The organism is Ekhidna sp., from assembly GCF_964218185.1.
Classification (GTDB): Bacteria; Bacteroidota; Bacteroidia; order Cytophagales; family Cyclobacteriaceae; genus Ekhidna.
The window spans coordinates 1126627-1139199 of the sequence record NZ_CAXPLV010000005.1; the positions used below are offsets into that span (position 1 = coordinate 1126627).

The 12573-nt window shown below is 43.0% G+C and carries 12 protein-coding genes; 5 read left to right on the forward strand and 7 right to left on the reverse strand.

The features are described from left to right. The first annotated feature begins 34 nt into the window (after window positions 1–34). The gene (dnaX, locus tag ACEQZT_RS10720) at window positions 35–1153 is read left to right on the forward strand and encodes a DNA polymerase III subunit gamma/tau (RefSeq protein ID WP_370089546.1); all 1119 of its coding nucleotides are present in this window, start codon (window positions 35–37) and stop codon (window positions 1151–1153) included. 53 nt (window positions 1154–1206) lie between these two features. Continuing rightward, on the forward strand, window positions 1207–1779 hold the full coding sequence (locus ACEQZT_RS10725) for a hypothetical protein (protein ID WP_370089422.1): 573 nt from the start codon (window positions 1207–1209) through the stop codon (window positions 1777–1779). Here the strand turns inward: ACEQZT_RS10725 and ACEQZT_RS10730 are convergent. Genes ACEQZT_RS10730 through ACEQZT_RS10740 form a run of 3 tightly spaced genes read right to left on the reverse strand, consistent with a single transcriptional unit; the run spans window position 1773 to window position 5463 of the window. After that, window positions 1773–3572 (reverse strand): LysM peptidoglycan-binding domain-containing protein, encoded by a 1800-nt coding sequence (locus tag ACEQZT_RS10730; protein WP_370089423.1) that lies wholly within the window; start codon window positions 3570–3572, stop codon window positions 1773–1775. The two genes, ACEQZT_RS10725 and ACEQZT_RS10730, sit on opposite strands and share 7 nt — an antisense overlap. Next, on the reverse strand, window positions 3569–4207 hold the full coding sequence (locus ACEQZT_RS10735; RefSeq protein WP_370089424.1) for an O-methyltransferase: 639 nt from the start codon (window positions 4205–4207) through the stop codon (window positions 3569–3571). The genes ACEQZT_RS10730 and ACEQZT_RS10735 overlap by 4 nt, the downstream gene beginning before the upstream one ends. Before the next feature lie 17 nt (window positions 4208–4224). Continuing rightward, the gene (locus ACEQZT_RS10740; RefSeq protein WP_370089425.1) at window positions 4225–5463 is read right to left on the reverse strand and encodes a M16 family metallopeptidase; all 1239 of its coding nucleotides are present in this window, start codon (window positions 5461–5463) and stop codon (window positions 4225–4227) included. 127 nt (window positions 5464–5590) lie between these two features. On the opposite strand from ACEQZT_RS10740, the gene ACEQZT_RS10745 reads away from it, so the two are divergent. Further along, window positions 5591–6862, forward strand: a complete 1272-nt coding sequence (locus ACEQZT_RS10745; protein ID WP_370089426.1) for a hypothetical protein — start codon at window positions 5591–5593, stop codon at window positions 6860–6862. Window positions 6863–6881: 19 nt separating this feature from the next. Here the strand turns inward: ACEQZT_RS10745 and ACEQZT_RS10750 are convergent, their stop codons facing one another. Beyond that, the gene (locus tag ACEQZT_RS10750) at window positions 6882–8114 is read right to left on the reverse strand and encodes an RNA polymerase sigma factor (protein ID WP_370089427.1); all 1233 of its coding nucleotides are present in this window, start codon (window positions 8112–8114) and stop codon (window positions 6882–6884) included. A gap of 164 nt (window positions 8115–8278) precedes the next feature. Continuing rightward, window positions 8279–8608 (reverse strand): YciI family protein, encoded by a 330-nt coding sequence (locus ACEQZT_RS10755; protein WP_370089428.1) that lies wholly within the window; start codon window positions 8606–8608, stop codon window positions 8279–8281. 128 nt (window positions 8609–8736) lie between these two features. Between ACEQZT_RS10755 and ACEQZT_RS10760 the strand changes: the two genes are divergently transcribed. Continuing rightward, window positions 8737–9330: a DUF2179 domain-containing protein gene (locus ACEQZT_RS10760; protein WP_370089429.1), complete on the forward strand. Its 594-nt coding sequence runs from the start codon at window positions 8737–8739 to the stop codon at window positions 9328–9330. Here ACEQZT_RS10760 and ACEQZT_RS10765 read toward each other — a convergent pair. Next, window positions 9308–10027 carry a hypothetical protein gene (locus ACEQZT_RS10765; protein WP_370089430.1) on the reverse strand — a complete coding sequence of 240 codons (720 nt, stop codon included), beginning with the start codon at window positions 10025–10027 and terminating at the stop codon, window positions 9308–9310. The genes ACEQZT_RS10760 and ACEQZT_RS10765 overlap by 23 nt on opposite strands. Window positions 10028–10040: 13 nt before the next feature. After that, a complete protein-coding gene (locus ACEQZT_RS10770; protein WP_370089431.1) occupies window positions 10041–11231 on the reverse strand; it encodes a S8 family serine peptidase in 1191 nt (396 codons plus the stop codon). A gap of 38 nt (window positions 11232–11269) precedes the next feature. Between ACEQZT_RS10770 and ACEQZT_RS10775 the strand changes: the two genes are divergently transcribed. Continuing rightward, window positions 11270–12562: an aminopeptidase P N-terminal domain-containing protein gene (locus ACEQZT_RS10775; RefSeq protein ID WP_370089432.1), complete on the forward strand. Its 1293-nt coding sequence runs from the start codon at window positions 11270–11272 to the stop codon at window positions 12560–12562. Window positions 12563–12573 lie beyond the last annotated feature (11 nt).

The window sequence follows — 12573 nt, forward strand, 5'->3', positions numbered from 1 at the left end:
TCCATAATTGATCATGTCTGTATCTTGCCAGCGGATGGAAAATTTTGTGGTATCGGCGCGGAAGTACAGGCCCCTCGGTTTCGAGGAGGTAGTGGGGCAGGAGCACATAACCACCACGCTGGAAAATGCGATTAAGTCAAATCATCTTGGGCAAGCATTGCTTTTCTGTGGGCCAAGAGGTGTAGGAAAAACCACCTGTGCTCGTATTCTGGCAAAAACCATCAACAACTTTGAAAGTGAATCCGGCGACAGCACGAACAACTTCAATATTTTTGAGCTGGATGCCGCCTCCAATAACTCCGTAGAGGATATCCGAAATCTAATCGATCAGGTACGGTATCCACCCCAGCAAGGAAAATATAAGGTCTACATCATCGATGAGGTTCACATGCTTTCCACTCAGGCTTTCAATGCCTTTTTGAAGACACTGGAGGAGCCACCAGAATATGCCATTTTTATTTTGGCTACCACGGAAAAGCACAAAGTGATTCCTACAATCCTTTCAAGGTGTCAGATTTATGATTTCAATCGAATTGAAGTTTCCGATATTGTAAAACAGCTTGAAAAGATTGCCACAAGTGAAAAGGTGGATGCAGCGAAAGAAGCTTTGCATCTGATTGCGCAGAAGGCAGACGGGGCGCTCAGAGACGCACTTTCAATCTTCGATTTGATCACTACGTTTTCCTCTGACGGGAAAATCACTTATCAGGATACCATCAAGAACCTGCACATTCTGGATTATGATTACTACTTCAAACTGGTAGATGATCTGCTTGCTCAGAATATGTCTGGAGCCCTCATGCTTTTTGACGAGATTTTAAGAAATGGATTTGATGGGAATAACTTCCTGAATGGCTTCCAACAGCATCTGAGAAACTTGTTGATTTCAAAAGATGAAAAGACGATCACCCTGCTGGAGGTAACTGACAATCTCAAAGCAAAGTATGGGGAACAGGCATCCAAATGCAGCCCTTCTTTTCTGCTTTCAGCACTCAATATTTCCAATCAGTTTGAGCTTAACTTCAAACAGAGCAAAAACCAGCGATTGCATGTGGAGCTGTGTCTGATGAAGCTGGCTCACCTCACCAATGCGCTTACGCTCAGCTCCTCTGACAATGGAGCAAAAAAAAAAGAGCCCACAGTGACGAATTAAAGGAGTCTCCCACACCATCGGTACAAAAGCCTAAAGAGAATCCAAAAACAGAAGTGGATTCTCAACCCGATATGCCTCCCCCACCTACGGAAGAGCCTTTGGATACTGGATATCAAGACACCCCAAGTGCTCCTAAAGCCAAACCTAGCCCGGTTGTAAAGCCATCCTCATCGGATAAGCCAAAGGAGACACCAAGTATTTTTGGGAAGAAAAAGTCAAAGGATGCAACTGAGGAAGCTTCTCCGGTTGTTGATAAGAAAGAAACTGATTATTCAGAGGAGGATTTACAAAAAGCCTGGGCTGCTTTTTCAGATCATAAGACTGATGCGGGAGACACGGATAGGCTGGTGATGGGTAAAGCGGTGAAAAAAGGGGAGGATCACAGCGTAATCATTATGCTGGGTAGTCAGTTGGAGGTGAGCTTTCTCGAAAAGTTTGACACTGAGCTTGTTCAATTTTTGCGCAACCAACTCAAAAACGATCACATTGTCATTCGCACGGAAATAGCTGAGATTGAAACTGAGAAAAAACTCTACACCAGCACCGATATCTTCGACTATATGGTGAAGCAAAACCCTGATCTCAAAGACCTCAAAGATCGTTTAGGACTGGATTTTGATTATTGATTATAAACCCTTAAATCCTGCCCCACACTCAGGTCAAATCCTTTCAGATTGTTCAGGTCTACTACCTCATCCACCGTCATGCCATACTTGCGTGAAATTGCATACACAGTCTCTCCGGGCTGTACAGTGTGGTTGATTATGTTTTTACCAACCGAAGCTTCTTCAATAGGTGCTTTCACCTGAATGTTTTGCCCAATACTTACAGCATCAGGATTTGGTAATTCGTTCCATCGAAGGAGATCATCCATGGTCACTTCATACAGTCGGGATATGCTCCACAGTGTCTCACCAGCAGCGATTGTGTGAATTTTCACTTTGCTTAACCGTTCCTCCTTCGTATCAACCACAGGAACAATGATATCGGGAACTTCTTCTTCAATGATTTCTTCATCGATAGGCTCTTCTACAGATTCTTTTGAAATCAACGCATCATTGACTCCATTGGTAGAGGCTACTGGTTTGGCGACCGGCTTTGTGATGACTGGCGCACTAAGCTCATGATAAGCAATTGGCTCATCCGATGGTCTGGTCTTATCCATCCATAATACTCGACCTGGCTTCAAATCATCGGTTATGCTCATCCGGTTTCTGCTTGCTAGTTTAGAAATTTTGATACCATACTGCTGAGATATCTCCCACAGAGATTCCCCTTTTTGAGCGACATGAAAACCGATTTTAGCCTTTCCCTTTTTCTTTTTCACATAGTAAAACTCATTGGGAATGACCTTGTCAGCATCTGCCATGTCGTTGTATTTTCTAAACTTCTTTTCAGAAATTCCAGCACGCGCAGAGATAGTATGAACGTCATCATTTTCACGAGATAGGATGGAAGGAATGCCGTTCAAAGGAATGATTGTAGACTTATTTTTCTCAGTTATGCCTGGCTTAAGTTCGGTAGGATAAATTTTTGTCTGTGGTGTTGAAATTTTGTTTCTGCGTGAATTCTCAGCAATAGCGCGCTTGGGCGGGGTGCCGGTTCTAGGAATCAGAACTGCGTATGTTTTATCCTTTGGTACTGATCCTCGCTTCAGCCATTTGTTGTATTTCTTAAGTTCTTCCAGATCTACTTTCTCTTCCCTTGCGATCTGCTCCAAACTTTTGCCTCCTGCATTCGTCACCTCATCCAGCCAGATCCCCTCAGAATGAGGTCGCCCAACAGCTGGAGAAAATGCCACTACATGAGCAATGAATTTCTTGACATACCAGTGCGTCTGGTTATTGATGGTCATTCGCTTAGCACCAAGGTTGGAGTCATCCACATACTTTTGAGCGCCACCACGTCCGGTGTTGTAAGCCATTACTGAGTACACCCAGTTTTTTAGAAAGAAATTGTGACTATTAAGGTACTTGGCTGAACCTCTCGAGGCAGAAACGATATTCAGGCGCTCATCTACATTTCTATCCACCGTAAGACCTACCTCACGTGCGGTGAAATCTTTGAACTGCCAGAAGCCGACGGCATTGGCTGAAGAAACTGCATCTGAAATCAATGCACTTTCCTGGATTGCCAGAAACTTGATCTGATCGGGAATCCCAGCGCCACCGTGCTCTCGTTCGATGATAGGAAAGTACAAATTCATTCGATCCACCAGAATATTGAAATATGTCTGACTTTGGGTGAGTCTGTCTACATCTTTTTGAATTTGTTTTCGCGTAGATTCATTAATCGTAAGCCTCAGATCTCCAAGCATCATTTCACTCGGTACGGTCTGAGCCAAAGCACCGACTGTGGAAATAGTAATAAAAAACAGACTTGTAACTTGCAGCTTAAGACTTTTAGCTAATTGCTTCATAATTTTCTCAATATCATCAACCCATCACGAATGGGGAATAAAACGTTCTGAACTCTGGAATCCGTGTGCATTTTTTTATTGAAAGTCCGAATGGCTTCCGTATCCTTATCATTCTTTGACATGTCAAATACTTTGCCGCTCCAAAGTACATTATCAGCAATGATAAATCCACCTTTATTTACCCGCTCAATCACCAGATCAAAATAGTTGGCATAATTCTCCTTGTCTGCATCTATGAAAACCAAATCCCATTTTTCTTTCAACGTTGGTATCACCTCAAGTGCATTCCCAATTCGCATATCCATACGATCAGCATATTCAGACTTAGAGAAGTACTCTTTTGTTCGAACAGCCAACTCTTCATTGTTATCAATGGTGATGAGTCTGCCATCTTTTTGCATCCCCTCTGCCATACAAAGCGCAGCATATCCGGTATAGGTGCCTATTTCGAGGATGTTTTTAGGTGCAATCATGTGAGATAACATGGAAAGCACACGTCCCTGAAGGTGACCGGAGAGCATTCGTGGTTTTAAAACATGGAGGTGAGTTTCCCTGTTGATCTGCTGAAGCAAATCAGATTCAGGCTCGGAGTGATCTTCTACATACTTCTGAAGATCGTCGGGTAGAAATTCCATGTATGTAAAGATAGAAATTATTCCGGCAGATATGCCAATGAGCTCATCTGATCTATTGGGAAGTATCTGGTAGAAAGCTCCTGAATGTTTGCAGCAGTAATCCCATCGATCTTCTGGAATACACTATCGATATCCGGTACTTTGTTTAAGTCCAGCTGACTTTTGGCCATCATCAGCATGGTGGCGTTTTTGTTTTCCTCAGACAATGCCATCTGTCCTTTGATCTGATTCTTCGCTTTGTGAAGCTGCATATTCCCTAGTGGCTTAGACTTAAGCAGCTCGATTTCTTTCAGAATGATGCGCTGACTTTTCTTCAGATTTTTAGGATCGGTAGCAAAGAAGATGCTAAACTGACCTGTCTCCAAATAGGGTGCATAGCTGGCGTCTACACCGTAAACCAGCCCGTGTTTTTCTCGAAGTGAAAGATTAAGCCTGGAACTCATGCTTGGCCCTCCGAGTAGGTTTACCACGAAAAAGAATGGGATTCTGTTTTGATCTTTGATGCTCAGTGAAGGCATGCCCATGGCGATGTGTGCCTGGGTGATTGGTTTTTTGATTTCCTTTCTGGTGGGACTATATCCCGTAAACCAAGTACGGCTGGGTGTATGGTTTTTGTGAGGAATGTCCTTGAGGTATTTGGTTGCCAGCTTTTGAATTTTCTTGGCTGAGTAGTTACCCACGCTGGAAAGAATGATCTTTTCGGTATTCAGATTTTTATCCAAAAACTTTCTGAAATCCCCCTGTTTGAAAGAGTTGACGGTTTTTTCGGTACCCAGGATATTTCTGCCAAGTGCATGGTTAGGGAAGATTTGCTCATCAAAATCATCCTGGATGGAATCCTCCGGTGTATCCCGGTACATGCTCATCTCTTCCAGAATCACGGATCGTTCTTTCTCGATCTGCTTTTCCGGGAAAGTGGAATTGAAAGTGATATCGCATAGCAGTTCTACAGCTTTTTCCAGATGGATGTCAAGTAGTGAGGCGTAGAAGCAAATTTTTTCCTTGGTAGTGTACGCATTGAGCTCACCACCTAGGGACTCCAGCCGGTTGATGATGTGGAAAGAGCTCCGCTTGGTGGTGCCTTTGAACACCATGTGCTCCAGAAAATGAGCAAGTCCCTGCTCTTCGGGTGATTCATCCCGGCTGCCAATATCCAGCATGATGCCCACATGGGCGATCTTGGTGTGGTTGACTTCCTTGTGGATTATCCGAATTCCATTCGGCAACTCGATCAGCTCGTATTCCTTCTTGCTCATTGGAGCGCAAAGGTAGGGATTAAGTGGCTAGATGTAAGCTGAATGTATAAAATTGGATGAGTCATGATAAGTTCGATGCTGATGTCAATTCGCTATTATTGTATATTGATATATGACATTTAAAGGAATGATGAAAACAAAATTAATCCTAGGACTCCTGTTTTTTAGCTTAATAGTTGGGTGTTCAAAAGATGATAGTCTGAAGACAGACTCACAACTATCAATTGAAATTGGAGAAGGGTACTCAACAGAATCACTTTATTTTATTGTTACTTCTCCTTCTACACATGAGTTGATTGGATGGATAAAGGCTGAAAAAGGAAATTCTTTCATTGATCTGCCCAAGAGTTTAGAGTCTATTGATCTGCATAAATTAAATCTATATGATGATGGGTGGTTCTTAATTGAATCATACTTTGGAATAAAGCCAGAGCCAATAGTTTTAAAATTGAGTGACCAAGGTGGTGACAGAAGAGGTGAACTTATTAAAACTTCTTTTATTAAGGCAGTTAATACTCCAGCCCATTCTCTAGCCATAACTTCTGGATACAATGGAAATTGGGGCTTAGTCCACTCTAATGGGTTGAATGAACCATTTATCTGGTATGAATATCAAAACCAGAATCATAAAAATGCAGCTTACATTATATTGGAGAATGAAGAAGGTGCTTCCTTTAAAGTTTTTGATTATGACTCCTTTACTGCCAATGAAATCGGAGATTCAGAATATGAAATAGATCTGGAGGTGATGAATAATGAAATGGAAAAAGTAATCTTCTCCGGACTAAATGGGTTGTCAAACTTGTTCTTGAAAGTTGATGGGTTTGATTTGGAGGATTTTGAAGCTTCTTATGATAGAATTGTCTATCAACTTGTCAATGGGTCTGAAATCCAACCCTCTGACCTGTATGCATGGATCCCTACCAATCAAATAACAGAGTATTATGCAACAGAAATATATGGTGAATTTGATGGATTTCGACATACTAACTACAGAGTTGCTAAAGATTTAAACTCCGAATTTGAGAAGATAGACCTTTCGTTTGATGTATTTGATGCTTCTGTGAAGGATTTTGAGATGGAAACTACGGGAGAGTCAGATTTGGATCAGGTTTCCTTTTATGGTACCTCGGGCTGGGCTGCCTACTCCATAAGTGGGGAAGTCTACTTTCCTACAATTCCAGAAGAAATGGAAAATTCATTTCCATATTTAAAAACAGATTTGAGCCAATACATCGGAGATGAGGTTCGGGTTAACAGATATATTTTTAGACAAAACTCAGTACAGGATTTTTTAGACAATAAATTAAGAAGTGGAGAAGATTTGATATTGAAAACATTAAAGTCTCAGGGTGTTAATGAAAGGATCATTGTGGGCAAGAGCTTTTTCCCTGATTAATTTTAAGTACAGTATGTATTTAGCTAATAATTGAAGAAAGCTTCCCCTTCAAATAATCCTTCTCTCTTTCATTCTTTGTCAGTTCAATGGCTCTGTGGAGGGCTTCTCTTGCTCCCTGATTTTCGCCCATGTTTTGGAGTATCTCACTTTTGATGGCATAGAAGAGATAATATTCATCGAAGAAAGAAGTTTCTTCTAGTTCCTCTATTTCGGTATAGGCTACATGTGAGCCATGCACCTTTTCCATCGGTACAATCCGGTTTAGACGAACGATTGGAGAGGGGGTGATCTGGAGCTGAAGATCATACAGACGAAGGATTTCTACCCAATTTGTATCCTCAAAAGTGGGCGACTGGCAATGCACTGCGCTGATAGCCGCCTGAATGATGTATTCGTTGATTTCATCACTTTCAGAGGCATGCTCCAAGTAAACCAACCCCTGATCAATCAGGTCTCTGTTCCATTGATTTCGATCTTGATTTTCAAGGTTGATGATGTTACCACTCTCATCTGTGCGAGCCTCAAACCTCGAAGCGTGAAAGTGCATGAGTGCCATTAGGGAATTAGCGGTTGGAGTATTGCAAAGCTCACTTTCCAACAGCACCTTGTTGAGTCGGATGGCGTCATCACATAGCTCCTTTCGTATGAGCGTTTCGCCCTCTGCGGACTTGTAGCCCTCATTGAAGAGGAGATAGATAATCTTAAGCACCATCTCCAGCCTTTTTTCGATCTCATGCGCAGGAGGCATGAGCAGCTTGATTTCATCTTGCTTGAATTTCTTTTTGGCGCGAGTGTATGCTTTAGCTACAGTTTCTTCCTTTTTTAGCAGTGAACTGGATATCTCACGAATAGATAGTCCACCCAGTATTTTAAGTGTGAGGATGATTTGATATTCCTGGCTAAGTGAGGGGTGGCAGCAGGCAAACATCATTCGCACCATATCATCATTGATGGAGTCAAGCGATAAGTCATCTTTCATTTCTTCTGCTGCATCAGGTACTTCTTGCTTGGTAGTCTTTTGATCTCTCCGTAGCTGATCGATCATTTTATTTCGGGCCACACGTAAAATCCATCCGGTAGGATTGTCTGGAATTTGCGAGTAAGGCCAGGTTTGCATCGCCTTGATCAACGCCTCCTGTACACTGTCCTCAGCAAGCTCTAGGTGTACAGACCCAAACTTGCTGGTCAGGTGAGATACGGCCTTACCATATTCCGTTCGGAAAAAGTGATCGACGAGTTGAGAGGTTTTCATGCTTGAGGAGTGTCATCTTGAGCCCGTCGAAAGATAGTCACTTCGACAGGCTCAGGGTGACAATTAATTTTTGAGTGTCATCCTGAACGCAGTAAAGGATCATCAACATTAAAGGTAGATTCCTTCGTTTCACTCAGGATGACACTTATTGGAAGGGAGTGAGTTTAAAAATCTGTAATAATCTCCCTCACTTCTGTAGTGCCACCAAACTCGAAAATCGGGCAGTCCTTGGATAGCTCTACTGCATGATCCATGTCTTTGGCATCCAGGTACACATAGCCACCAACGATTTCCTTGCCTTCAGTGAAAGGCCCATCCGTTACGATTTTACCTCCCGGGCCTACTACTTTGCCTTCTGCCTGAAGGGGGTAGCCCTCTGCTTTTACTTTGGCCATCCACTCGCCCCAGCGTTGCATGTGCGCCTGCATCTGCTCGGGAGATTGGTCAGCATAGCCTTCATCGCCACCTCGGAATACGTACAAATACTTTTTCATCTTGTTGTTGAGTTTTAGTTAAGATAATTATTTCCTCTAAGACGAGGAGGAAATTAGAAAATGGACAATCAGGTTAAATTATCCGTCACCTACTTGGAGTGGGTAGACACAGGAGATACTTTTACCCCATGAACCTATCCGAAATCTTCGATATCGACCCTGAATTGTTGAACTATGTGGTGATCCCGCTCCTGATTTTTGTGGCCAGGGTGTGCGATGTGTCTATCAATACACTACGGATTATTTTTATGCTGCAGAGCAAAAAATATGTGGCCACTGTTATGGGCTTTTTCGAGGCGGCTATCTGGTTAATGGCTATTAGTCAGATCTTTCAAAACTTAGGTAGCTGGCAGACATTCCTGGCGTATGCCGGAGGTTATGCATCTGGTATTTTCGTTGGGATGATGATCGAGGAGCGTCTAGCTATTGGCAATGTGGTGGTACGTGTGATCACGGCCAAGCCGGCAGATGATCTCATTGGTTTCTTCAAGGATGAAAATATGCGATTTACCAATCTGGAGGCTACCTCCGGTGATGGGCCTGTGAATGTGCTATTTACGGTGATTAAGCGTGAAAAACTACCGAATACCGTATCAGCCATCAAGAAGTACAATCCTCAGGCACTCTACACCGTGGAGGGCGTGAAGAAAGTGAGTGATGGGGAGGTGATGGACGACAAAGGCTTTTCCAGAAGGATTTTTAGAGGAGTGGGGAGTAGGTGATTGTCACATGATTAGATAAAGATTCAACTTGATTAATTGCAGTATCAACATCTTTCTTTAGAACTTTCCCATCTAAAAGAGATGGATCTGCTTTAGATATTTCACTAAAGATTTCTTTAATGTATGTATCATAACTGTTTAAGAATTTTGAAATCAAGATATATAAAGATGTATCTTCAATTTTTTCGCCATATTTTTTTTGGTTCAGAATATTTTCGATTGGATCGTAAAAACTCCAAACATGAAAGGTAAGGCCCCTTAAGTCTCGGATCAATTGATTCGTAATCTTTGAGTACTCAGATGCTCCGTTGATTTCTCGATAAAAGAAGGTTAGAGTCGGTATTTTAGTGTGATTATAATCAGTTAATCCAGTCATTGATTGGTCTATTTTTTTGCAATCGAGTTTGAATTCAGAATAAATTGCAAATAACATATCATACTCTCTTTGCTGTGAAAGTGCTTCAAATTGTATTTTATTGGCATTTTGTTGAGCCTTAAATGATTTGAATACAAGATATGCCCCCAATCCACCTATTGCAGGAGCTGTTATTCCGCCAATAGCATCACCAATAGTTCCAAAATTGCTAAGATCGAAAATTGGTAAAATCGCTGGTCTTGTAAATAACCAAACGGACAAAAAACAGATAAATACTATTCCAATTATTAGTAAAATGTCTTTCACTATAGCGTTATTCATGTAATAAATTTAATCATTCCACCCACACAACCTCCAAACTTCCACCTTCCCAAATCACCGTGCTTCTTTCAGCACCTTCTCTCCGTTTGATTTTGATCTTCGTTTTGTCGGTTCGGATGCTTTCTTTTCTCATCACCTTCCAGCCGTCTTTGTGATATATCGTGATATAGATGGAGGGTCTGTCTAGTTCTACGATTAGGCTTTTTTTGGCATTTCTCTCTACATCCTCCCATAGCATTTCACTTCCTTCTAGTGTCATCACTGCTACCTCCCCATTAGGTACTCCATGCCCAATGTAGTTGTTGGGGTATATGAGATTGCCAGCATTTATGATCGCGTATTTCAATTGCTCAGCGGAGGCAGTCGGGTCTTTCTCTAGCAGACATGCTGCCAGCCCGGTAATAATCGGCGCAGAAAAGGAAGTACCCAGCGATGAATAGCAGGAAATTTCGGGCTTCACATAGTCCAACCACTCCGGGCCTTTGGAACTGTATTTCATCTCGTCCCACACCTTGTACTTCGTGGCGCCTACGGTCAGGGCACTTTTGGCATCTCCGGGTGACCCCACAATCTGCCACTTGTGATCGCCATCATTGCCCGCTGCAACCACCACAAGTATCCCGTACTCCTCAGAAATCCGATCCACAGCCTGAGTGAGGATGGTACTCTTCCCATCCATCTGCTCAGGTTGGTAATTTTCTCGCTTATCGTTAAATCCAAAATTGTACCCGAGCGAGAGGTTGATGATCTGCACACCTTCGCTTGCCATCCACTCCATCGCCTCGATGGCAAACTTTTCCTCCTGTCTGCGCTCATAGCCACCATGGTCCGTGCGAGCCAGGTAGTAGGTTGCTCCAGTTGCCAGCCCGTATTGTACTTTTTTTACCTCATTATACCCTCCAATCAGCTCCCAAACTTCCGTGCCATGCGTATCGTCAAAACTGGCACTACCCGTATAGGGTGCTGCCTCCGGATCGAGGTAGTCTTTATACCCTGCTATCTGACCATTTTCAAAAATCGCTTTGAGGGATTCGCTTTCATCGGCTCTCAGAAATCCACCATCGATAATGCCTATTTTTACCCCCTTGCCGGTAAGCCCGGCATCAATGATGGCCCGCCCATTGATTTGCTCCAACGCAAATCCCAATTGCTGAGCAGATAGCGGTAGATAGAGAAAAAGAAATGCTAATTTTAGCCACCTCATAGACAGGCTTTTTTTGTAAAACGGAACTAAGATAATCCATGCGCTACGATCCCATTGACAATCAGTTGTTTATTCAAAACAGAGAGAACCTGGCCAAGCGAATGAAGCCACGTTCAGTAGCTATCGTGCATGCCAATGACATCATGCCTACCAATGCTGATGGCACCATGCCGTTTGTGCAAAACGCAAACCTGCTTTACCTGACAGGTGTGGATCAGGAGGAAACCATCGTACTCATCGCACCGGATTTTCCGGATGAAAGCATGCGCGAGATTTTGTTTGTGCGCGAGACAAATGAAGAGATAGCGGTATGGGAAGGTCATAAATTGACCAAAGAAGAAGGGACAGAAATGACGGGCATCCAAAATGTGAAATGGACGTCTGAATTTGAAAAGGTCTTTTACACGATTCTTGCAGAATGTGATCACATCTACCTGGATAGCAATGAGCACATTCGAAATGCCAGTGAGGTGGAGACGAGGAATGCCCGATTCATCAAGGAATGCAAGGAGCGATATCCTTTGTATCAATATGAGCGGCTATCCCCGATTTTGACTGACCTGAGATGTGTGAAATCACAAATTGAAATAGATCTACTGCAGCATGCCTGCGAGATCACAGAGAAGGGCTTTAGACGTGTGCTGGAGTTTGTGCGTCCGGGAGTGATGGAATACGAGGTGGAGGCTGAGTACCTTCATGAGTTTGTAAGAAACAGATCGAAAGGATTTGCTTATACGCCTATAATCGGTGGTGGAGGTAATTCGTGCGTGCTTCACTACATTGAAAATAGAATGCAGTTGAAAGATGGGGATGTTTTGCTGATGGATGTCGGAGCGGAGTACGCCAATTACAGCTCCGACATGACACGGACCATTCCTGTGAATGGGAAATTCACCGATCGGCAAAGAGCGGTATACGATGCAGTTCTTCGGGTGAAGAATGGTGCAACAAAATTGTTGAAGCCCGGAAATCGAATTCCTGAATATCATGCTGAGGTTGGAAAGTTGATGGAGAAGGAACTGGTTGATCTAGGGTTGATCACCACTGAGGACATCAAAAATGAAAACCCGGAGTGGCCAGCATACAAAAAGTACTTTATGCATGGCACGTCTCATCATATCGGAATAGATGTTCATGACGTGGCGTCTATTTACAAAAAGTTTGAGCCGGGGATGGTGTTTACGGTGGAGCCGGGGATTTATATCCCAGAGGAAAACATCGGCATTCGTTTGGAGGATGACATTGTGATCACGAAGAATGGTCACATCAACTTGATGGAAAACATTCCGATCGAGGCGGAGGAGATTGAGGAGATAATGAATAGCAAATAGTCCACAGTTTA